21 protein-coding genes are annotated in these 21961 nt (G+C 69.1%); 9 read left to right on the plus strand and 12 right to left on the minus strand.

Features of this window, described 5'->3' with window-relative positions; all coding sequences use genetic code 11:
• Nucleotides 1-37 precede the first annotated feature (37 nt).
• From ACWDOP_RS09300 to ACWDOP_RS09310, 3 genes are all read left to right on the plus strand, one after another.
• Nucleotides 38-1000, plus strand: a complete 963-nt coding sequence (locus tag ACWDOP_RS09300; protein ID WP_456344657.1) for an ATP-binding cassette domain-containing protein — start codon at nucleotides 38-40, stop codon at nucleotides 998-1000.
• Nucleotides 997-1815: an ABC transporter permease gene (locus ACWDOP_RS09305; protein ID WP_456344658.1), complete on the plus strand. Its 819-nt coding sequence runs from the start codon at nucleotides 997-999 to the stop codon at nucleotides 1813-1815. Before ACWDOP_RS09300 ends, ACWDOP_RS09305 begins: the two co-directional genes overlap by 4 nt.
• 186 nt (nucleotides 1816-2001) lie before the next feature.
• Nucleotides 2002-2505, plus strand: a complete 504-nt coding sequence (locus tag ACWDOP_RS09310; protein ID WP_456344659.1) for a hypothetical protein — start codon at nucleotides 2002-2004, stop codon at nucleotides 2503-2505.
• Nucleotides 2506-2550: 45 nt separating this feature from the next.
• Here ACWDOP_RS09310 and ACWDOP_RS09315 read toward each other — a convergent pair whose 3' ends face one another.
• From ACWDOP_RS09315 to ACWDOP_RS09340, 6 genes are all read right to left on the minus strand, one after another.
• Nucleotides 2551-3711, minus strand: coding sequence for a hypothetical protein (locus ACWDOP_RS09315; protein ID WP_456344660.1), 1161 nt, complete (start codon nucleotides 3709-3711; stop codon nucleotides 2551-2553).
• A gap of 28 nt (nucleotides 3712-3739) precedes the next feature.
• Entirely contained in the window at nucleotides 3740-5032 is a 1293-nt protein-coding gene (locus tag ACWDOP_RS09320) for a YncE family protein (protein ID WP_456344661.1), read from the minus strand.
• A 234-nt stretch (nucleotides 5033-5266) separates the two neighbouring features.
• Nucleotides 5267-5710, minus strand: coding sequence for a peptide-methionine (R)-S-oxide reductase MsrB (msrB, locus tag ACWDOP_RS09325; RefSeq protein WP_456344662.1), 444 nt, complete (start codon nucleotides 5708-5710; stop codon nucleotides 5267-5269).
• Nucleotides 5711-5748: 38 nt separating this feature from the next.
• Nucleotides 5749-7056 (minus strand): glycosyltransferase family 87 protein, encoded by a 1308-nt coding sequence (locus tag ACWDOP_RS09330; protein WP_456344663.1) that lies wholly within the window; start codon nucleotides 7054-7056, stop codon nucleotides 5749-5751.
• Between the two features lie 113 nt (nucleotides 7057-7169).
• On the minus strand, nucleotides 7170-8732 hold the full coding sequence (locus tag ACWDOP_RS09335; RefSeq protein ID WP_456344664.1) for an alpha/beta fold hydrolase: 1563 nt from the start codon (nucleotides 8730-8732) through the stop codon (nucleotides 7170-7172).
• Nucleotides 8733-8768: 36 nt separating this feature from the next.
• The gene (locus ACWDOP_RS09340; RefSeq protein WP_456344665.1) at nucleotides 8769-9557 is read right to left on the minus strand and encodes a pyrimidine reductase family protein; all 789 of its coding nucleotides are present in this window, start codon (nucleotides 9555-9557) and stop codon (nucleotides 8769-8771) included.
• A gap of 17 nt (nucleotides 9558-9574) precedes the next feature.
• On the opposite strand from ACWDOP_RS09340, the gene zapE reads away from it, so the two are divergent.
• Both zapE and ACWDOP_RS09350 read left to right on the plus strand, forming a co-directional pair.
• The gene (gene zapE / locus ACWDOP_RS09345; protein ID WP_456344666.1) at nucleotides 9575-10600 is read left to right on the plus strand and encodes a cell division protein ZapE; all 1026 of its coding nucleotides are present in this window, start codon (nucleotides 9575-9577) and stop codon (nucleotides 10598-10600) included.
• Nucleotides 10601-10643: 43 nt separating this feature from the next.
• The gene (locus ACWDOP_RS09350; RefSeq protein WP_456344667.1) at nucleotides 10644-11471 is read left to right on the plus strand and encodes a tyrosine-protein phosphatase; all 828 of its coding nucleotides are present in this window, start codon (nucleotides 10644-10646) and stop codon (nucleotides 11469-11471) included.
• Nucleotides 11472-11505: 34 nt separating this feature from the next.
• On the opposite strand, the gene ACWDOP_RS09355 is transcribed toward ACWDOP_RS09350, so the two are convergent.
• On the minus strand, nucleotides 11506-12456 hold the full coding sequence (locus tag ACWDOP_RS09355; RefSeq protein ID WP_456344668.1) for an oxygenase MpaB family protein: 951 nt from the start codon (nucleotides 12454-12456) through the stop codon (nucleotides 11506-11508).
• A gap of 142 nt (nucleotides 12457-12598) precedes the next feature.
• Between ACWDOP_RS09355 and ACWDOP_RS09360 the strand changes: the two genes are divergently transcribed.
• On the plus strand, nucleotides 12599-13261 hold the full coding sequence (locus ACWDOP_RS09360) for a TetR/AcrR family transcriptional regulator (protein ID WP_456344669.1): 663 nt from the start codon (nucleotides 12599-12601) through the stop codon (nucleotides 13259-13261).
• On the opposite strand, the gene ACWDOP_RS09365 is transcribed toward ACWDOP_RS09360, so the two are convergent.
• Nucleotides 13258-13755 (minus strand): GbsR/MarR family transcriptional regulator, encoded by a 498-nt coding sequence (locus tag ACWDOP_RS09365; protein WP_456344670.1) that lies wholly within the window; start codon nucleotides 13753-13755, stop codon nucleotides 13258-13260. The two genes, ACWDOP_RS09360 and ACWDOP_RS09365, sit on opposite strands and share 4 nt — an antisense overlap.
• Before the next feature lie 306 nt (nucleotides 13756-14061).
• Here ACWDOP_RS09365 and ACWDOP_RS09370 point away from each other — a divergent pair, with 306 nt between their 5' ends.
• The gene (locus tag ACWDOP_RS09370; protein WP_456344671.1) at nucleotides 14062-15693 is read left to right on the plus strand and encodes a TlrC/CarA/OleB/SrmB family ABC-F type ribosomal protection protein; all 1632 of its coding nucleotides are present in this window, start codon (nucleotides 14062-14064) and stop codon (nucleotides 15691-15693) included.
• On the opposite strand, the gene ACWDOP_RS09375 is transcribed toward ACWDOP_RS09370, so the two are convergent.
• Nucleotides 15608-16213 (minus strand): GNAT family N-acetyltransferase, encoded by a 606-nt coding sequence (locus tag ACWDOP_RS09375; RefSeq protein WP_456344672.1) that lies wholly within the window; start codon nucleotides 16211-16213, stop codon nucleotides 15608-15610. The two genes, ACWDOP_RS09370 and ACWDOP_RS09375, sit on opposite strands and share 86 nt — an antisense overlap.
• The gene (locus tag ACWDOP_RS09380; RefSeq protein WP_456344673.1) at nucleotides 16210-17448 is read right to left on the minus strand and encodes an MFS transporter; all 1239 of its coding nucleotides are present in this window, start codon (nucleotides 17446-17448) and stop codon (nucleotides 16210-16212) included. The genes ACWDOP_RS09375 and ACWDOP_RS09380 overlap by 4 nt, the downstream gene beginning before the upstream one ends.
• Before the next feature lie 350 nt (nucleotides 17449-17798).
• Between ACWDOP_RS09380 and ACWDOP_RS09385 the strand changes: the two genes are divergently transcribed.
• Both ACWDOP_RS09385 and ACWDOP_RS09390 read left to right on the plus strand, forming a co-directional pair.
• Nucleotides 17799-18614, plus strand: coding sequence for a hypothetical protein (locus ACWDOP_RS09385; RefSeq protein ID WP_456344674.1), 816 nt, complete (start codon nucleotides 17799-17801; stop codon nucleotides 18612-18614).
• Between the two features lie 141 nt (nucleotides 18615-18755).
• Entirely contained in the window at nucleotides 18756-20255 is a 1500-nt protein-coding gene (locus ACWDOP_RS09390; RefSeq protein WP_456344675.1) for an AMP-binding protein, read from the plus strand.
• Between the two features lie 16 nt (nucleotides 20256-20271).
• On the opposite strand, the gene ACWDOP_RS09395 is transcribed toward ACWDOP_RS09390, so the two are convergent.
• Together ACWDOP_RS09395 and ACWDOP_RS09400 are read right to left on the minus strand one after the other, a co-directional pair.
• The gene (locus ACWDOP_RS09395) at nucleotides 20272-21423 is read right to left on the minus strand and encodes a hypothetical protein (protein ID WP_454201985.1); all 1152 of its coding nucleotides are present in this window, start codon (nucleotides 21421-21423) and stop codon (nucleotides 20272-20274) included.
• A gap of 90 nt (nucleotides 21424-21513) precedes the next feature.
• A complete protein-coding gene (locus tag ACWDOP_RS09400; RefSeq protein ID WP_354984179.1) occupies nucleotides 21514-21798 on the minus strand; it encodes a hypothetical protein in 285 nt (94 codons plus the stop codon).
• Nucleotides 21799-21961: the final 163 nt, after the last annotated feature.

Consider the following 21961-nt stretch of genomic DNA (forward strand, 5'->3'; position numbering starts at 1 on the left):
ACTCAGTTAACGGACGCGCTGGTCCAAGGGGAGAAGAGTGAACGACTACGCCATACGAGCCGAGGGGCTCGAGAAGCGATACGGGGACAAACGCGCCCTCGACGGATTCGATCTGACCGTGCGCCGCGGCACGGTGCACGGGCTGCTCGGCCCGAACGGCGCGGGCAAGACCACCGCCGTGCGGATCCTGTCCACCCTCGTGCGGCTCGACGGCGGCCGCGCCACCGTGGCGGGTCTGGACGTCGCCGGCCAGCCGCGCGAACTCCGGGCCCGCATCGGCCTCACGGGTCAGTACGCGGCCGTGGACGAGGTGCTGACCGGCAGGCAGAACCTCGAGATGTTCGGCAGGCTCTTCCATCTCGGCGGCGCCCGCGCCAAGACCCGGGCGGTCGAACTGCTCGAACGCTTCGACCTCACCGCCGCCGCGGACAAGGGCGTGGGCGGCTACAGCGGCGGCATGCGCCGCCGGCTCGATCTGGCCGCGTCCATGATCCTGTCGCCGGATGTGCTCTTCCTCGACGAGCCGACCACCGGCCTCGATCCGCGCAGCCGCGGCGAAGTGTGGGAATCGGTGCGCGCCTTGGTCGCCGACGGCACAACCGTACTGCTCACCACGCAGTACCTCGAGGAAGCCGACCGGCTGGCCTCGCACATCACCGTCATCGATCAGGGCCGGGCCATCGCCGACGACACCGCGGACAGGCTCAAGAGCAGCGTCGGCAGCGATCTGCTCGAGGTGGTCTCGTACACCGCCGATCTGCGTCTGGTCGCCAAGGTGCTGGACCGGGTGAGCGCGGGCGAGCCCGAGATCGACGAGGCCGAGCACGTGGTGCGGGCCCGCGTCACCGATAGGGTCGGCGCGCTCACCGCGGCGGCCCGCACGCTAGCCGACGAGGGCATCGGCGTCGACGACATCGGTGTGCGCCGCCCCAGCCTGGACGACGTGTTCCTGCACCTGACCGGACATCGCACCACAGCCGACGCGGAGGCCGCCCGATGAGCACACCCGATTCGATCCAGGACCGTTCCCGGGTCTACTGGGCGGTAGCCGACAGTTGGAACGTGGTGCGGCGCGGGCTGACCCACTACCAGCGCCAGCCGGTGAACATCGCCTGGCAGCTCGGCTTCCCGATTCTGTCGGTGCTGCTGTACGGCTACGTGTTCGGCAGCGCCATGAGCGTGCCGGGCGGCGGGGACTACCGCAGCTTCCTCATGCCCGGCATGTTCGTGATGACCATGGCCTTCGGCTTCATCAACACCGCGACCATCGTGGTCCACGACGCCTCGAACGGCGTCATCGATCGCTTCCGGTCCATGCCCATGGCGTCCTCGGCCGTGGTGGCCGGCCGCGGCATCACGGACCTGATCCTGGCCTGCGCCGAACTGCTCATCCTGATGCTCACCGCGGTGGTCATCGGCTGGCGGCCCGAGGGCGGATTCCTCGGCGGCCTGGTCGCTTTCGCGCTGCTGCTGTGGCTGCGGTTCGCGCTGATCTGGCTCGGCGTCTGGCTCGGCCTCATGGTGCCGAACCCGGAGGCCGCGGGCAACCTCTTCGCGGTGGCGTTCCCGCTGACCATGATCTCCAGCATTTTCGTTGCCCCGCAACTGATGCCGAGCTGGCTGGGCGCGATCGCGGCCTGGAACCCGATCTCCTCGACCTCCGCCGCGACCCGCGAGCTGTTCGGCTCGCCGGTCGGTAGCGGTGATTCCTGGATCGAGCAGCACGCGCTGCTGATGGCCGTGGTGTGGCCCGCGATCCTGACCGCGATCTTCCTGCCGCTCGCGGTCCGCAGGTTCCAGAGCTTGAGTAGATGACCGGCACGGCCGTGACTGTGTGAAACACACTGCGTGACAGCCATTCCCAATTCGAATCGGGCAGCATCCAATGGGTGCTGCCCGATTCGCGTCACCTGGCCGTGGTCGCGTCACTCGACCGGGGCCCCTGAAACCATGGGCAGCGCTTCATATTTGAAACACAGCCCCTTCGAATATCATCCCGCCATGATCAACTCTTCCCGGGTCGCGGTCGCCGGGCTGCTCTGCGCGCCTGCGCTCGTGCTGCCGGCCCTGCTGGCCCCGTCCGCCCAAGCCTCCATCAAATCGTTCGGCACCGGCTGCGGTGTACCGTCCGTGCCCTGCGATATCTCGGTCACGACCGGCGGGGCGGACCGGCTCAGCCCGGTGACCCTGTCGATCAACGGCACCGTCGTCGGTCAGGGCACACCGTCCGACAGTTCGGACGGGCTCAGCGGATTCACCACGATCTGGTGGACCCCGCCGGCCGTGGGCGCCTACACGTTCACGGTCACCCAGGGCTCCTCGTCGCGTTCGGTGAATGTCAGCATCTGCCCGCCCAACCCGTCCGCCTACCCGGATCTGGAGTGGTCGGTGGGATCCGCGGTCGCGACCACGTGCAATGTCATCGGCAGCTCCCTGAACTCCGGTTCCATCTCGGGCTCGGCCGGACTCGTGCTCCCGCTCTTCGGCGGCTCCGCCGGCCGGTGACCGTCGCCGGTCCCGGGATCCGAGCAGACGAGCGCATCGGAGGATTCATCCGAGCCGGTTCATCACCATCCAGAATTCGTCGGTGGGATACAGCTCGAGGCCGTCGGACGTGGATCGGATGTGGATGGCCAACTCGATGTGCCCGTCGTGCCATCGGTAGACGTGCGGGCTTATCGGCCGTGGATCGTTCACGAAGTGATGCGCGGTCAGCGAGCCCAGCACGTGCGCGGCCTCGAGCACATCCACGCCGTTGATCGGAGCCGCCCGGATCGTGCCCTCCGAGGCGATCGCGAACAGAGCACCGGCCCGGCCGATGACATCGGCGTAGTCCCCGAGCCACAACGCCTCGGCGCTGGTGTAGTCCGCGCCGGCGAGCTGGAACCACGGCGGAACGCCTTCGGGGAACCCCGCCGGCAGGACCGACAGCGGTGCGCCGGCACGGGTATTGCGCTCGGCGACAGCGAAAAGCTCGTCCTCGCCGACATTCCAGCGCCCCGGCAGGTCGGGAGTGACCTGCGCGATCGTGTTCACGCTGTCGAGCACAATCCGCTGCGTCAGCCCGTACGCCACCGGCCTGCACACACAGATCCGCGCCTCTTCGGAGGACTCCGGATAGAGCCGGGTACGAATCAACCCCTGTATCTCGGAGAACCTCTCTTCCTTCAGCGGTGTGATCCGATCGGCGCTGTAGTTGCTCAACAGGGTGGCCAGATGGTCCGCGACCAGCGCAGCCCAATCCTGTTGCGGCGCAGCAGCAACGGTGCGCATCAGATTGTCCGGATAGAAAACCAGCGCCTCGGCCGCCCCGGTCATCACCCGCACATCCCCCTCCCCATCCACCCGAGCCGCAAACCCGTGCAATTGCGCCGCGACACACAACAGCTCCGCCACCCGCCCACGTAGGTCGTCCACCACCGGTCCCCATTCCGTCCGGGATTCACCGCGACCCGCACCGAACCACGAGTCCGACACCGCCGCACCACGAATCGTGTCCCCCCATGATCCGAGAAGAACCACCCCGAACACCACCACCAACCCGCACTCCCAGTGGCGGGCCCAAGCCGGCTGCCCTGAAGCTTCCTTCCCTGACAACACCACCGTCGGCCTCGCACCCCGAGATAAGCCCACCCAGACGACCGTCTTCGACCCTGATCCGAAAACTCGTCCCGCTGAGACTATTTGCCATGCGGCAGTCGACCCGGTCACGCGTCGAGCACAGCACGAGCATCGCCGGTCACTTCACCGGCGGGCGAGCGATGATGGTGACCACGCCCTCTTTGCCTCCGTAAACGAACAGGGTGTTGGTCGACGGATCGAAGGCGATACCCGATGCGTCGGCGACCTGGATCGTGTCGGTCAGTGCTCCTGTCACCGTGTCGTAGGCGATGACCCCGCCTTTGTCGGGGCAGGAACTGTAGAGCGTGTGTCCAGCACCGTCGAAGGCTCGTCGATACGGGAGTTGATACTGAAAGCAGCCCTGATTTCCGTCCCTGCCGCTGTCGATCGCCGTGCTGGTGGCCTTGTCGATATCCACCGCCAGTATTTCCTCCCAACGCAACTGCGTCGTAACTGCCTGCCGGGTGTTTTGATCGAAGTGGATGTGCGACGCACCATGGGGCAGCGTGATCGAGGAAACGACGGTGTTGGTCGCCAGATCGATGACGTCGAGACTGTCCGCGCCGCTCGCGGTATAGGCACGACTCATCGCCGCGTCGAGCGCGAAATACCTCACGTCGCTGCCGAACGGAACCGCCGGGTCCGCCTCGGCGGCACCCCACGGGATCACGGACAATGTGCTGATCTCATCCGGCGAACTCGCGACGGTGCAGAATCGACCGCAGTTGAGAACGTAAGCGGTATGGGTGTTTTCGTCGACTTCGACATCCCACGAGTTCTTGCCGGTGGGGATTTCGGCGGTGATCGCCCCGGCCATGGCGTCGATGACGGTGACGACACCCCCGGTGGTGGGCTCGAACGTACCTGTCACGACATAGACGGTGTGCGTGACCGAGTCGACCGCGACATCTCGCGGATACGAGGGCAGCGGCAGTCTCGTGGTCACCGAGCGGGTGGTCAGATCGACGATCGACAATGCCGCCGTCTCAGGGCCCCCGTTCGCCGTGTATCCGGCAGCGTTCACCACATACAGCAGCGGTGCTGTCCGATCCGCGAAGACCATACCTTCGGAGCGGTCCCCGCCTCCCACCGTGATTGTCTCGGGGGCAACGGCTTCCGTCGTGGAGTCGACGGGTTGTACCGCGGAGTCGACGGTATCGCGGGCCGAACTCGCTTCTCCCGCCGCGAAGTTCTTCCCTTCGCCTCCAATACCGATGAGTCTGAACAGAATCGCCACAATCGCCGAGATCGCCACCACTGCCGCCATTGCCAGCGCCCACCGCGGGGAATGAGCATGCTGAGCCATCACGGTGGATTCCTGCGGCGACCCCGCACCACTCTCCGAACGATCCATCGACGTTTCCCGCCGGTTCGTCGCGGACAGCGGATCGTGTTCGTCAGGCTCGTTCATCGCCCCCCGATCGATTGGATACTCGATCGAATATATCCGGCGGCGTATCCGCGCTCCTGACCGCGCCGAACCGACCCCCGAGCCCGCGATCGATCAGCGAGCGAACGCCGGATGGTCCCGTCAGGCTGTCGAACGATGTGGCTGCCGAAGGTGGCCGCGAGGCTGATCGTCGCCGACCGCCTCGAGCGCCAGCTCGCGGTCCGCAGGTTCCAGGCCCTGAGCCGCTGACCGATCTCAGCCGGCGGCGTCCGCCGCCGGCTCGAGTCGCAGCGAGATCGAGTTGATGCAGTACCGCTTGTCGGTGGGGGTGTCGTAGCCCTCGCCCTCGAAGACGTGGCCGAGGTGGCTGTGGCAGTTGGCGCACAGCACCTCGACCCGGCGCATGCCCAGCGAGTCGTCGGCCTTGAGGATGACCGCGTCGGACTTCGCCGGATCGAAGAACGACGGCCAGCCGCAGTGCGAATGGAACTTCTCGCTGCTGCGGAACAATTCGGCCCCGCACGCCCGGCAGGCGTAGACGCCCTCGGTCTCGGTATCGGTGTACTCACCGACGAATGGGCGTTCGGTGCCCGCTTCCCGCAGTACGCGGTACTCGTCCGGGCTCAGCTTGGCTCGCCATTCCTGCGGGCTCAGCTGGATGCGCGGTGCCGGTAGCGAAGTATCAGCGTCGGAACTCATGGTTACACGCTAATACTTCGCGCAAGTGCGTGCCCGAATCAGGTGGTCACGGGCTCGGGGACGGCCGGGCGGGGCTTGCTGCCGATCACCGGCTCCGCCGCGGGTCCGGGCGCGGGCTCCGGCTCGGGGTGCATCCACGCCGGGTCCAGGGTCTGCCCGTCGCGCAGGCGGCCCTCGCGGCGCGCGGACAGGTACCGCTCGCCCAGCACGCAGAAGGTGACGATGAGCAGCAGCCCCCAGCCGAAGGTGGTGCGCAGGTATTCCAGGGTGCGCCCGGTGCTCTGCCAGCGGTCCGAGAGCCACTTGTCGTAGGACAGGAACCCGAAGATCGCCACCCACGCGGGCCAGTTGCGCAGCACCGAGTTCTTCAGCACCACGGTCATGATCATGGGGAACAGGAACATCGAGTAGTACATCTGCCCCAGCGAGCCCAGCAGCAGCGTGCCCGCGATCAGCAGTCCCGAGGTGGTGCAGACGAAGAAGACCTCGTCCTGCCGGTAGTACCGGTACAGCAGCCACAGCGAAATCAGCACCAGCACACCGAGGGTGATGCGGATGACCCAGGTCAGCCAGTCCGCGACGCCGTAGTACCCGGCATTGCCGACGATCGCGCTGTTGAAGTAGTCCCGCGACTCGCTCAGGTACGGCAGCGTGTGCTTCCAGAACTCGGTGTAGTCCACGATGAGCGGCCAGGCCGCCAGATTCAGCGCCACCGGGATGCCGAGCGCGGTGATGAAGATCTTCCACTGACCCCGGGCGAGCGCGATCAACAGCAGCGGCGCGAGCAGCGGGCCCTTCACCGAGATCGCCAATCCCATCGCCACACCGGCCCAGAGATCCTTGCGCGCCAGCATGAATCGCAGGAACACCATCATCGCCAGCAGCAGGCAGCCGTTGATATTGGTGAAGATCAGCGTGTTGGTGACCGTCTCGGAGGCGAACATGGCCAGCAGCAGCGCGGGCGCGGCGACCGAGCTCAGCGTGAAGTCGAACAGCCGCAGCAGCAGATACCCGGCGGCGATGATCGCGATCGCGTTGAGCCCGATGAAGGCCCAGCGCGACTTCTCCGGATCGATCAGGGCCAGCGGCGCGATGATCAGCGTCCCGCTCGGCGGGTACAGGTAGTGCGGGTCGACCGAGTCGAAATTGGCGTTGTAGATGGGCCGATGGTTCAGAAATGCCAGCGACGCCTGATAGACCGGCCGGTAGTCATCGGTGATGTACCCGTTGACGGCCTTGATGAAGACGCGGTTCAGCACGGTCAGGACCGCTAACGGCCACAGGGCGAAGTTCAATACCTCGGCGGTGGTGCGCGCGGTTCGGGGCTCGAGCTGGCGAAGGAACACTCGGGCACGGTACACCGAAAGGCACGGTCACGGGTGCGCGGACCCGCCGAAATCATGCCGTGGCGCACACCGGACCGCCCGGTCGTAGCCCGGTTGTGCCACTGCGACCCACATCACGCCGGGCAGGCGGTCCCGTCGGCGGGCAGCGTCGCGTCCTTCAGATAGTCGGCCACCGCCTGCTGTGCGCAGCCCGAGTGCGCGAAGGTCGGGTGACCCCAGCCCTGCCACACCACGGTCGCGGTGCGCGCGCCCGCCGCGCCGAGCACGCCGGTGACCGAGGGGCGGCCGTCGGTGCCGGCCACCGGGTCGGCGATGCCGCCGAGCACGAGCGTCGGCCGCTCGAACTTCTCGGGCAGTCCCATGGGCGCGGCCGCGGGCCACGCCGAGCAGGACATCAGATCGATCGCCGCGTTCCGGCCGAACACCGGGTAGCTCGCGCCCCAGGCGCCGAGCAGTTCCTTGGCGCGCCCGGGGGTCGCGGGCTGGGAGTTGTCGCTGCACCGGTTCACGTATTGACCGTCGTTGGCGATGGCCGCGGTCTCGCGCTGCACGAACGGGGTGATGGGCCCGCGGTCGCCGCGCCCGAGAGCGGCCAGGGCGTCGGCGAATTCGGTGATCTGCGCGTTCTGCTGGGTGCGCGGGTCGCCCAGGAAGCCGTTGAGCGTGGTGACCAGACTGGACGCGGCCAGATCACCGAACGCCCCGTTCCCGGCCCGGTTCACCAGGTCGGCGACGGCCGCGCGCGGATCCGCTCCGAGCGCGCAGTTCAGTGCCGCGCAGCGCTGGGCGTACGCGGTCAGCGCGGCCTCGGCGCCCTTGACCCGCTGTTCGGCGCTGCCCACCGCGTCCAGCCCGACCGCCTGCGGGGAGTCCAGCACCAGCCTGCCCAGGTGTTCGCCGTACTTGCGGGCGTAGCTCAGCGCCACGGCCGCGCCCTGCCCGGTGCCGAGCAGTGCGATCTGATCGACCTGCCAGGTGCGGCGCAGCTGGTCGATGTCGTCGGCGGCGTGCCCGGCGTCGAAGGTGCCCTGGGCGGGGGACAGGAAGTCCAGGCACTCGATGGTGGCGTCCTGGCTGGCCTCGGCCACCGCGTCCACCGGATCGGTTGCACCGCGCGTGAATTGGGCCTGTTCGGCGATCTCCCTGCGCAGCTCCGGGGTGAGGCAGTTGACCGGCTGTGAGCTGCCGATGCCGCGCCGGTCGACCGCGACGATGGGCCGGGTGGCCAGCAGCGGTCCGGCGGGCCCGGCGGCGAGCGCGGCCAGGGTCGCGGTGGAGGCGCGGTCCGAGCCCGAGGTCAGCACCAGCGGCGCCGCGTCCTTGGGGGTGCGGTCATAGCGAGCGCGCATGGCCGCGGTGCGGAAGTTGCCCGACACCGATCCCGCGGCGTCGACCTGGGTGGTGTACTCGGCGCATTCGAGCACGAGCCCGGCGGGCGGCGTGCCCAGGGACAGCAGATTGAAGCTCGGCACCGTGCAGTCGTGCCAGGACAGTTCGGATTTGGGCACCTCGGGGGCGGGCGGCGCGGGTTCGCCGGGCGCGGTGGTTTCCGCGACCCCGGCCTGATGCGGCCGTTCCACGGCGACGTCCGGCCGATTCGACGGACCGGCGCCACACGCGGTGGTCACCAGCAGGGAGAGTGTGGACGCCACCAGAGCGGCCCGAGTCCAGCGCATGCGCTACAGCCTGCCAGGTCCGGCGCCCGGTTTCAGCTACAGGGTGTGCGCGCGCGTCCACCGGGTGAGAATCGTGCCGTCCTCGGCGAAGATCAGCTGCCGGCACGCCATGGGGGTGGGCATGGCATTGGGGGACACGGCGATTCGCCGCTCGTTCCCGCCGACCAGCAGGGGAGAGATGGTCAGGCACAGCTCGTCGACCGCCTGCGCGGTGATCAGATCGCCGAACAGCGCGGGCCCGCCCTCGCACAGCACGCGCCGTAGTCGCAGGGTCTCGAGCGCCGCGAGCAGTCCGGCCGGGCTCACGCTCGTCTCGCCCGCCTGCACGATTTCCCCGCCCGCGTCGGCGAGTTCGCGCAGCCGCGCGGCGGGCGCGGCGGCGGTGGTGATGATCAGGGGCCGGGCCCCGGCGTCGGTGAAGAGTCTGCTGCGCGGATCGAGCGCGGCGCCGGCGGTCACCACCGCGATGCGCGGCGGCGCGCCGTCGGGATCACCGCCCATGCCGTGGTGGTACAGCCGGGTCCGCAGGTGCGAATCCGTATGCGCCGCCCCGTAATTCTCCGCGCGCGCGGTGCCGGCCCCGACCACGACGACGTCGGCCAGGTCGCGCAGTATGCCGAATACCCGCTTGTCCGCGGGCGTGCCCAGGCCGCCCGAGCGGCCCTCCAGCGACGCCGCGCCGTCGATGCTGGTGACGAAGTTGATCCGCACGTACGGCGCCTGCGGTCCGACCGGGTAGGTGTACAGGCGCACCAGGTCGTCGTGCGTGAGATCTGTGAGCTGGATCGCATTGGGCATACGCTGCATGAGGACCGATTCCACCACGTCCGTACGCTTGTCCGGTGCAACAACGCCTCGTCGATCGCCACCCGGAGGTTCCGGCTGACCAGCTGGTGGCCCAGATGGTTCCCCCGCCCACGTTCGATGAGGTCAGTTTCGCCTCGTACATCCCGGATCCGAAGGAGCCCTCGCAGGCCGCGGCCGTGAAAAAGGCGGAGGAATTCGCCCACGCGGTCACCAAGCTGCACAAGGCCGCGGCCAAGAAGCCGCTCTTCGGCAAGAAGAAGCAGGTCTCGGGCATCGGCCTGTACCTGGACGGCGGCTTCGGCGTGGGTAAGACCCACCTGCTGGCCTCGATCTTCCACAGCGTGCCGGGTCCCAAGAGCTTCGGCACCTTCGGCGAGGTGACCAATCTGGTCGGCGCCCTGGGCTTCAACAAAACCGTCGAGCGCCTGGCCGGCAACAGCGTGCTGTGCATCGACGAGTTCGAACTCGACGATCCGGGCGACACGATGCTGGTCTCGCGGCTGCTCTCGGAGCTGACCGCGCGCGGTGTGTCGATCGTGGCCACCTCCAACACCCTGCCCGGTCAGCTGGGCGAGGGCCGGTTCGCCGCCTCGGACTTCATGCGCGAGATCAAGAAGCTGGGTTCGCTGTTCGAGCCCATCCGCGTCGACGGCCCGGACTACCGGCACCGCGATCTGCCGCCCGCCCCCGAGCCGACCGCCTCCGCGGTGCTGGCCGAGAAGGCCGCCGCCACACCGGGTTCCACGCTCGACGATTTCGACGCGCTGCTCAAGCATCTGGCGACCCTGCATCCCTCGCGGTACAACGCCCTGATCCACGACGTGTCCGCGGTGTACATCGACGGCGTGCACACGGTCACCGATCAGGCTGTTGCGCTGCGCGTGGTGGTGCTGGCGGACCGCCTGTACGACGCGGGCACCCCCGTCACCGTGTCCGGCGCCAAGCTGGACCAGATCTTCTCCGCCGAGATGCTCGACGGCGGCTACCGCAAGAAGTACCTGCGTGCCATCTCGCGCCTGCTGGCGCTGTCCCGGTTCGAGGTGCAGGCGGCGGCGTCCTGACCCCGCCCGGCCACGAGCCGGGAGATCGAGAAAGGGAAGTTGAATGATCCGAACCCGCAAGCTCGGCGCCTCCCTGGTGCTGGCCTCCGCGCTGTCGCTGGGCGCGTTGCCGACCGTGGCACTGGCGGATCCGCCCGCGGCGGTGAAGGTCGACCCGCCCGCCTCGACCGGCAATGTCGTGCTCGACATCTCCGAGCGCTCGCTGAATCTGCAGGGTGTGGTGAACGCGCGGGACGCGGGCGGCTATCGCACCGCCGACGGCCGCACCGTGCGAACCGGACTGGTCTACCGCACCGGTGAGTTGAGCAAGGCCACCGATGTCGATCTCGCCGATCTGTCCGGGCGCGCGGTGAAGTCGGTGCACGATCTGCGCACCGGGTTCGAGCAGCAGCTGATGGGCGTGGACCGGATTCCGGCCGGGGCCACCGCGTACCACAACGACGTCATCGGCCAGGCGCCGCCGGAGGTCATGGCCTCCACCCTGGCCGCGGGCACCGATCTGTATCGCGCCTTCATCACCGCCCCGGGCGCGAACCAGGCGTTCGCGGACGTGCTGCGCGACATCGCGAACAACGAGGGCGCGGTGCTGTTCCACTGCACCGCCGGCAAGGACCGCACCGGCTGGACGTCCGCGGTCCTGCTGACGATCCTGGGCGTGGACCGTGCCACGGTGAACTACGACTACCTGCTGTCGAACTACTTCCGCAACGCCCAGGCCGACGACCCGATGAACGGTGTCGTGCAGGGCGCGCTGGACGCGGCCTTCGATCAGGCGAACCTGAGCTACGGCAGCTTCGACAACTACGTGCGCGACGGTCTCGGCCTGAGCGCCGACGATGTCGCCGCGCTGAAGGCGAAACTGCTGTCCTGACAGCCGTTCTCGCGGTTGTCCCGCGGCGGTTGTGCTAACTCGCCTCGGCGATCGGGGCGCGGGACCCGCGCAGGCTGTACAGCTCTCGGGCGCGCTCGGGGGTGATCGTCTCGAGCGCGGTGGGCAGATCCTTGGACAGGTGCTGTTTCAGGATCTGTCCCGCCATGGGCGCCACGAACGGCGCGGCCTTGATGAGCCCGAACGAGCCGAACAGCGTGAAGAGCCACACGATGAGCTTGACCGGCAGCTTGATCAGCGGATCGACGATGCGAGGCACGTTGTAGCGCCCCAGCTTTCGCATCCACATCGGGGTCAGCGCCGCGGTGGGCAGCGACAGCAGCCGGCTGCCGAGGTAGTACCCGAGCCCCGAGCCGTTGCGGGTGGAGGTGCGCAGCAGGTGATGCATGCCCTCCTCGGCCCGCACGGAGGTGCACAGCCGCGGGCGTACCTGTTCGAAGTAGGCGCGGATGCCCTCGCGGGTGAGCGGAACGTCCTCGCGCCTGCAGGTCTGGAGTTCGGCGGCGATGGCGCACTCCTCCCAGTACCGGGCCTCGTCCGCGGCGCTGAGTTTGCCGGGCCCGTAGACCTCGTACGCCTTGAGCACCGAGTGCCAGCCGGTGAGGTGGATCCACAGCTGGGTTTCCGGGCTGTTGGCGGCGTAGCGCTTGCCGGTGATGGGCTCGATACCGGTCATCGGCGCGTGCACCTGCATGAGGTGTTCCGAGGCCTGGATGGCGGTGCGGCCGTCGGCGATGGCCACCAGCAGGAAGTAGGAGAAGGTCCGGTCCAGGCGGCCGCGCGGATCGCTGTAGATCCCGCGCGAGTCCGCGACCGAGGCGGTCAGGAACGGGTCGAAGTGCTCGAGGACGACCGCGCGCTGGAAGCCGATGACCGCGGTCGGCGCGGTCCAGACCTTCCAGCTGGGCGAACCGGGTCCGAAGAATCCGTAGTCGTCCCGGCGAAGGGTGGTCGGGTCGAAGCTCATCGTTGACTCCTTGTGGGGCTGCTCGCCGGAAGGGGCTGCTCGTTCCGAACGAATACAACGCCACCGTAGCAATTGCGGGGGTGGAATACAACGGTCGCGTAGGATTACCGACAATCGACCAGTCGAAGGCAGGATCGAACCGATGGATTCACGAACGGCGACCGAACGGCCGCGGCGTCGTTACGCGCCGCGCCTGCCTCCCGAGCAGCGCCGCGCCCAGTTGCTGGACGCCGCCTTCGCGGTCCTGGGCCGGGCCGAGCTGCACGAACTGAGCATGGAGGCCGTCGCGCAGGAGGCCGGCGTGGGAAAACCGGTGCTGTACACCGTGTTCAAGACCCGGGCCGAGCTGGTCGAGGCGCTGCTCGAACGCGAACTCGAACGCGGCCTGGAACAGGTCGTGGAGACCCTGCCCGCGGACCTGCTCGGCGCCGATCCGGTGGAGGTCGCCTCACGCACGGTCACCGCGTTCGTCGGCGTCGTGCTGGAGAATCCGACGCGCTGGCGGCTGATCCTGGCCAGTCCCGGCACCGCGCCGCAGGAGTACCGCGCGGCCCTGCGTAGTTCGCGCACCGGAATCTTCGATCAGGCCGAGGCTCTCATCCGCATGGGCGCGGCGCTCGACCAGCGGTGGGCCGCAATGGATTCCGCCCTGCTGACGAATTCGCTGCTCGCGGTGGCGGAGATGCTGGGCGGCCTGGCGGTGAGCGATCCCCAGCGCTATCCCCGCGAGCGCCTCGAGGCGTACGTCAGTTCCATCGTGCACCTGCTCGGCGGCGCCGGATCGACCGCGCCCGGCCCGCTCTAACCGCGCTGCTCGTCGTCCCAGCGGTCGAGCATGGCGGGCATCTCCCGGGCCATCCACACGAAGAACTCGTGCATGTCGCGCACCCGGGCGGCCTGCTCGCCGTCCGGATCGTCGAACAGTCGCAGTCCGCGCTGGGTCATGGCCGTGAGTCCGGCGTACATCGCGGTCTGCTGGCGGGTGAGCTCGGGCAGGATGCCCGGCCGGATGGTGTAGTAGTCGCGCCGATTGCCCGGCTTGGTGGTCTTGTCGACCCAGCCCATCGTGGTCAGCGTCTTGAGCGCGCTCGAGATCGAGCCCTTGGACGCCTGCAGCGCGTCGGTGATCTGGTTGAAGGTCTGCTCGGGCGGGGTGCAGACCAGGAGCCACCCCGCCGCGCGCCCGGCCATCCGCACCAGTCCCATGCGTTCGAGGACCAGCGCGAAATCCTCGACGAAGGCCAGTTGCGCCGCGGTGGGGGCGGGGCCGTCGTGCGGATCCGATGCGGCGCTGGTCATGGGTCGAGTCGTCCTTTCGGAGGCGAGCCGGGCGAATGCGATCTGTTCAGTCTCGACTGAACATGGAAAACATGTCAACTTCGGTGGCTCCGGAACTCGCCGGAAAAAGGGGGTTGACGCTCCCGTGGGACTTGGCTAACTTCGGACACCTCATGCATGTGTTCTTCATTTCGCTGTAATCGCCACGCCGCGTAGAGCTCTGCTCCGCGACGTCTCCCCGCCCCGCGAATTCGCCACTCGGCGTTGCCTTCTCGCGCGGCTTCCCACAGTGATCCGGCGCGTCCGCGCCGAGAACAGGAGCCTGCCATGCGCACCGCGCAACTCACCCTCTCCGACGTCACCAAGCGCTACGACGACCGCATCGTGCTCGACGCGATCTCACTGTCCATCCGGCCCGGCGACAAGGTCGGCGTGGTCGGCGACAACGGGTCCGGGAAGTCGACCCTGCTGCGGCTGATCGCCGGTCGCGAACTCCCCGACAACGGCGATGTGATCGTGCAATCACCCGGCGGGACAGGCTATCTGGCGCAAACCCTGGACCTGCCGCCGACCGCGACCGTCGCCGACGCCATCGATCTGTCCCTCGCGGAGCTGCGTGAACTCGAACAGCGTCTCCGCGCGGCCGAAGCGGCCCTGGTCGCACCGGGATCGCTCGGTAGGCGGCTCGAGCGCTACGAGGAACTGGCGGCCCGCTTCGAAGCCCGCGGCGGCTATCGGATCGAACACCGCGTAGACGCGGCGCTGACCGGTGTGGGCCTGCCCGGCCTGGACCGGAACCGCCTGCTGGGCACGCTCTCCGGCGGTGAACGCCGCCGGCTGGCGCTGGCGGGAACCCTCGCCTCCGCGCCGGAACTGCTGCTGCTCGACGAGCCGACCAACGACCTCGATCTCGAGGCGGTGGAATGGCTCGAGCGCGAACTGCGCGCCCACCGCGGCACCGTCGTCGCGGTCACCCACGACCGCGTCTTCCTCGAGCGCATCACGGCGGTGGTGGTCGAGGTCGAGGCCGGGCGGGTGTCCCGGCACGGCAACGGCTACGCGGGCTACCTGACCGCCAAGGCCGCCGAACGGCGCAGGCAGCAGTTCGAACACGACGAATGGCGGGCGGAGATGGCGCGCAATCGCCGCCTGGCGGAGTCGAATGTGGCTCGGCTGGAGGCGATTCCGCGCAAACTGCCGCTCGCCAACTTCGCGGCGGGTCCGTTCCGGGCGCGCGGGCGCGCGCACGGGGCCATGTCCCGGGTGCGCAACGCGAAGGAGCGGGTGGCTCGGCTGAGTTCGAACCCCGTTGCGCCGCCGCCGGATCCACTGCGCTTCGGCGCGGAGCCGGTGGTGGCCGGCGACCTGGCGGGCGCGCCGGTGGCCGAACTCGCGGGAATCCGCGTCGACGGCCGCCTGTCGCTGGACGAACTGCGGCTCGACGCGGCCGACCGGCTGCTGGTGACCGGTCCCAACGGCGCGGGCAAGACGACGCTGCTGCGGCTGCTGGCCGGGGAGCTCACCCCGGACGCCGGGGTGGTGGTCCGGCACGGCCGGGTCGGTCACCTGCGGCAGGACGAATCACCGTGGCCGCCCCGGCGCACGGTGCTCGAGGCGTACGCCCACGGCCGGGTCGGTTACCCGGACGAGTACACCGACGAGCTGTTGTCCCTCGGCCTGTTCCGTCCCGCGGAGCTGGGCCTGCGGCTCGAGGAACTGTCCTACGGCCAGCGCAGGCGCGTCGAATTGGCGCGCCTGGTCAGCGATCCCGCCGATCTGCTGCTGCTGGACGAGCCGACCAACCACCTGTCCCCGGCCCTGGTCGAGGACCTGGAGCGGGCGCTGGAGGGTTTCGCGGGCGCGGTCGTGCTGGTCACGCACGATCGGCGGATGCGCGCGCGATTCCGGGGCCGTCACCTGGAATTGGGTGCGGGACAGATCGGAACGTCAGCCGCATGACGTAGTCGTGATGCCGCTGCGAACCGACCAGAAAGGTTTTGGTGCCCGCGATCTCGAATCCCTGTTTGCCGTAGAAGCGCTGGGCGCGCGCGTTCTGCTGGTTCACGCCCAGCCACACCCCGGCGCTGCCGTCCGCGCGGGCCGCGTCCAGCGCGGCCCGCATGAGGGCGGCCGCGACGCCGTCGCCGTGGTGTGCGGGCAGGACGTAGATCTTGCTGAGCTCGGTCACCGGGCGGAGTTCGATCACGGCGGCCACGTCCGGATCGGCGGGCTCTCCGGCATTGAGCAGTGCGTAGCCGACGATCTGTCCATCGGACAGGGCCTTGAGCACGATCCGCGCGGGGTCCTTCAGATATTCGCGGAATCGTTCGGCCGAGAGCCACTGCTCGATGAAGGCGGCGATGTCGGCGGCGGTGGATTCCGGCGGGCAGGCCAGGGGAAAGGTGGCGGCGGCGACCTCGCCCAGCTCGGCGGCATCCGGGATGTCGGCCCGTTCGACGGTCACTGGAAAGTTGCTCACTTGTCCAGTGAAACATGCCCCGCCGTCGGTGGCGCGGGCGCGGCCCGCACGCCCGCGCTCGCGTGGAAGACCTGCGCGCCGCCGATGAGCGCCAGCGCGAACAGCAGCGGCACCGCCAGGCCGCCGCGCAGATCGGTGACCGCGGCCAGCGCGCCCACCACCACCCCGCCCACGAGCGTGCCCGCGTAGTTGAACAGGTTGAGCCGCGCGATCACCGAGTCCAGGCCGCGGCCGCTGGTGAGCTGGCCGGCCTCGCTGAAGCACAGCGGCGCGATGAGCGGCAATCCGATTCCGGCGATGAGGAATCCGGCGATGGCCACGGTCGGATCGGGTGCGGCCACCACGATCGCCAGTCCGGCCGAGCCGATGATCGAGGCCACGCGCACCACCGCGCGCGGCCCGAACCGCCGGACCCACAGGTCCCCGGTGAGCCGGCCGAGCAGCGACGCGCCCTGGTAGGCCGCCAGCGCGAGGGGGGCCGTGGACGTGGAGGCCGCCAGCACATCGGTCAGGTACAGCGCCGACCAGTTGCCGACGGCGAAGTCGATGGCGAAGGCCAGCGCCAGCACGATGCCGACGGCCAGAAACAGCCGGGTGGGAACCGCTGCGCCGGAATCGGTTCCGCCGGGCGCCGATTCGGCGGGCCCGGCCTCGGCGTCCGCCGCCGACAGCAACCTCGGCCCGGCCGCGAGCGTGACGGCCAGCACGATCGCGGCCGCGATCAGCACCGATACCCGCAGGGAGAGGTCGAACTCTTCGAAGACCGAGACGCACAGCGCGCCGGTGATCGCCCCCGCGCTCCACGCCGCGTAGAAGGAGGACAGAATGAACCGGCCGTAGCCGTGCTGGATGAACACCGCCTGCATATTGGTTCCGGCGTCGACCATGCCGACCGCCACGCCGTACACGCCCAGCACGGCGAACAGCACGAGCCGGTTGGGCGCGCAGGCCACGCCCACGCCCGAGGCCGCGATCAGCAACAGGCCCAGCCGCAGCGCGGTCCGGCTCGACCGGCGCAGTGCCAGCCGCTCCGCGGCGATGCTGCCGCCGCCGGCCAACAGGGAGATCAGGGCGACCGCGGCTACGATGTGCTCGTCGGTGAGCCCGAACAGATCGCGCTGCTGCGGCAGTTCGGTGAGCACGACGGCCAGGAAGAAGCCCTGCAGCGCGAAGGCCGCCGAGTTCGCGGCGCGCGCGGCCCGCGGTTGCGGGACGGGGGTGGGCGGGTGAATCATCCGGAAAGAGTAGCGATGGCAACGAGTACCGGCATCTCGTGTCGCGATAACATTCCGCCCGGCCCTTGATCACGCCGCGCTCGCGGTTGGGTAACGAATATGGTCGCTTTCCCGACTGAGTGCACCGGTGCTGCGGCACTCTTGTTGTAAGGCGTGGACCGGTGGTTTCCGGGCTCTACGGAAGCGGTTCATGATGAAGTGGCTGGGGCGGTGATCGTGTGAGTACGAGGCGAGTGGAAGTTCCACCTGGTCGATCGGTGGCTCTCGCTGATCCGGACCCGAATCCGACGTCCCCCGGGGCGGATTCGCGCGGTCACACACCGGGTGACCGCTGTCGCGAGCCCGGCTGCGTGGCCTGTCGCTGGGACGCGCAGCGCTTCAAGTACTGGCTGCGCAGCCGGCTGGCGACGGCCGGGGTCGACGCGCAGGTCGACGTGGCCATCGGTACCTCGACCCCGGATGTGCTGTGGCGCAAGGGCGATCGCATCTGCGCCATCGAGGTGTCCACGTCCGCTCCCGAGCTGGCGGCGGCGCGCGCGACCACCGCCGCGCTGCGCACCAGCGGCTGCACCGAGGTGCTGTGGATCTGCCCGCCCGGCTGGTGGATCTCCCAGCTGCCCGCGCTGGCCCTGGACGACTTCGCCGCCGAGGCATGCGACTACCGTACGGTGGGCGGCTTGCTGGCGGCCGGACCGGGCGGTGTGGTCTCGCCCGACCAATCCTGTAGTGAGCTGCGAGATTTCATCAGCGACTGGGTCGCGGAAGAGCTCGCCTACGGCTTCCGTGACGAACACACGGGAGGGTGGGCGACGGTGACCGACTGGGAACGGCACACGCGGACACAGGCGACGGTCATCGCACGCCAGCGCCAGGAGCTCACGAATCAGCGCACGGCCCTGGCGGTGGCTCGAAAGGCCACGCGCGACAAGGCGAAGCAGCTGGTGCGACTGACTCATCGGCTCGAGCGGGCGGAGCTCGCGGCGCAGCAGCAGGCCGACGATCTAGCCCAGGCGCGCCGCAAGCTGGCCGATCACAACCGGGTGGACGCGACCCTGCGCATCACGGTGGCGGGCCAGAAGGCGGCGATCCAGCACTGGCAGTTGATCAGCTGGTTCGCGCTGCTGATCATCGTCACCTTCATCGCGGCCGGACTGGTGATCGTCTGATCCGTCGTCTGCTGTAGATCCGCTTGTCCGGCAGCGAGTTTCGATATCATGGCGGCGGAAAGCGCAGGGGTCGAACGTCATTGGCTCTCATCCTGTGAGATATGCCCCTCGGCAACGCTTATGAAACAGTAATGTTTCATCATGTTCGACACCGTGTATCAGTCGTGGGCGGAGAATCCGGAGCGTTTCTGGGCGGACCGGGCCGCCGAGCTCGTGTGGACTCGCCGCTGGAATACCGTGCTGGACAGCGACAACGCGCCCCTGCAGCAGTGGTTTCCGGGCGGCTGCCTCAACGCGGCGGAGAACTGCGTGGACCGCCACGTCCTCGAGGGCCGCGGCGAGACCCCGGCGATCGTCTTCGATAGTCCGGTCACGGGCGCCGCGCAGACCATCACCTATCGGCGGCTGCTGCACGAGGTGGCCCGATTCGCCGGCGTCCTGGACGATCTGCGGGTCCGCACCGGTGACACGGTCCTGATCCACATGCCCGCGGTGCCGCAGACCATCGTCGCCATGCTGGCCTGCGCGCGGCGCGGCATCACCCACGTCGTGGTCCCCAGCGTGCCGCGGGAGGTGCTGCGCGAGCGCATCGAGCACACCGCCCCCGGCGTGATCCTCACGGCCTCCGCGGGTTTCGAGACCCGTGAGCCGACCCCCTACAAAGCGGTGGTCGACGCGGCCCTGGCGGATTCGGCCCATCGGCCCCGGCACTGCGTGGTCCTGCAGCGCCCCGAGGCGCCGATCGCGTTGACCCCGCGTGACCTGGACTGGGCCCAGCTCATGGCCGTGGCCACCGCGCGCGCCCCGATCCCGGTCGAGTCCGGCCATCCGCTCTACCTGCTCCACACCTCCGCCGGCGTCGGCAAACCGGAAGCGGTGGTGCGGGATACGGGCGGCTACCTCGCGGGTCTGCGCTGGGCGGTGCGCGACGTGTTCGGCGCCGGCCCCGGCGACGTTTTCTGGGCCGACGCGCACCCGGGTGCGGTCACGGGACATTCCCTCACCGTCTACGGCGCACTCGTCAGCGGCTGCACGACCCTGCTGTACGAGGGCTCGGCGACCGGCACCCCCGACGCCGGCGCCTTCGCCCGGGTCATCGCCGACCACGGTGTCGGCGTCCTGTCCACCACACCGGAGACCCTGCGCCGCATCCGCCGCGCGGTTCATCCCGAATCGCCGAATCCCCACGGTGGACTGCGTGGCGTCTTCCTGACCGGTGAACCCGCCGAGCCCGACCTGCTGGACTGGGCGGAGCGGGTCTTCGGCTGCCCGGTCATCGATACCTGGTTCCAGCCCGAGGCGGGCTGGCCGCCGGCCGCCAACACCCTCGGCGCGGGCCTGCTGACCGGCAAGCCGGGCTCGGTCGCCCGCCCGCTGCCCGGCTGCCGCGTCGAGATCCTGGACGCCGCCGGACGCCAAGTCCCGCACGGCATTCCGGGACACGTGGTGCTGAAACTGCCCCTACCCCCGGGCGCGCCGCGCACCCTCTGGCGCGACGACGACCGCTTCGTCGCCACCTACCTCAAACGCTTCCCCGGCTACTACGACACCGCGGCCGCCGGCTACCTCGACGCGGACGGGTACCTGTGGCTCAGCGCCGACGACCTCGACAGCACCACCGGGCAGCCCGAACCCGCCTGACGGGCCCGTCCCGGACTCAGCCGCGCGACAGCCGGAACGGCCCGCGATCCCAGCGCCAGCCGTGACGCAGGGTGAGCGCGGCGAGGTCCAGCAGTTCCATCCCGGTGTCGGCGCGATAGCCGCGCAACTCCGCCCACGACAGCGGCCCCTCGGCCAGGCGATTGCGCAGCAGGTTCTCGTGGCGGGCGGCGACCTCGCGCTCGGCCAGTTCGGCCACGCCCTGGTCGCCGCCGGTCCACACGACCCACCCCCAGTTGTGCGCGTGCGCGTAGGCCCGTCCGGCGGCGGCCTTGGCCCGGCTGGCGTGGAACGCGGTGTGCCCCAGCGGTATCACGTCGATCAGGACCACGCGGCCGTCGGTGAACCGTGCGACCGCGGCCGGATGGTGCAGCCGCTCGCTGCCGTCGATGTCGTAGACCAGCTCGGCGGGGTACTCCCGGAACGTCTCGACCCGTTCGCTGCCGTCCAGCTGCCGGAACAGCCGCGCCTGCAGACCGGTGTCGAAAGTCGTTTCCCGCCCGAGCTTTTCGGAGTACATGTGCCCGCGCCCGTCATCGGCCAGATCCAGCGTGCGCGCGACGGTGTCGGGCAGCTCGGCGGGGGAGCCGTCCGCCCATTCCACGCGGCGCAGCCACGGATTCCAGATGTCGGCGGGTATCTCCTCGCGCTGCTGCGGCGGCAGCAGGTGCCAGCGGCCCTTCTGCTGCCAGCCCGCGATCCGCTGGAACACGAAGCCCGCCACGCGTTTCGCGTCCTGGAGCTCGTGCCCGGCCAGGCGCAGCTTCAGATACGCCCAGTCCTGGGCGACGATATCGGTATCGGTGGCGTAGGTTTCGGCCAGCAGCGTGCGCACCAGGCGCTCATCGCCCCAGCCGACGGGATAGCGCTCGGCGAACACGCCGAGATCGGTCGCGCCGGTGGCCCGGTGCTGGCGGATCATCTGGCCGATGGCGCGGGTGTAGAGCTGCCGGGCGCGGTCTCGGGACACGCCGAAGCGGGCGCCCAGCAGCGTGAGGGTTTCGGGGTTCTCGCCGTCCAGGCCCAGGCGGCAGGTGATGACCGCGCCGTCGCGCGGTCGTTCGGTGGCGGCTTCGACGGTCAGCGCGGACAGGGCCTCGTTGACGTCCTCGAGTCCGAAGGACGTGCTGTCCCGTTCACTACTGCCCACCGCGGCCCCTACCGTTGTTCGCCAGTCTGTTCGACCGAGCCTGAACAGAGCGTAACCGCGGGGGCCGACAGAGCGCGGGAGGTGAGCCGGTTATCCGATGGCCGCGTTCATGATCGTTCCGGCGCTGGTGGCGATCACCCCGCCGATCATGGCGCCCGCGACCATCTTGGGCGAGGCCAGGCCGCCGCCGGACCACTTCTCCCAGGCGAAGCGACCGCCCGCGTAGGTGATGGCCATAACGCCGGACAGCAGGATGAACCACGTGAAGTACCGGACGAGCTTCATGAGCTTGTCGGCCACCGGGGGTGTCTCCGGGGTGGGATTGCTGATCTGGGCGAGCACAGTGTCGTAGAAGGCGCTGAGCGTGGGGGTCACCAGAGAACGGTACCGCGAAAGGCGGTGGACATGCCCGGGAATGTGCGCGAGATCTATTGCGCGAGAGGAACATTCGTCCTTCGTGAGGCGAACTTCAGATTGAGAGCGGATGACGAGATTCGAACTCGCGACCCTCACCTTGGCAAGGTGATGCGCTACCAGC

Source organism: Nocardia sp. NPDC003693, assembly GCF_053981095.1.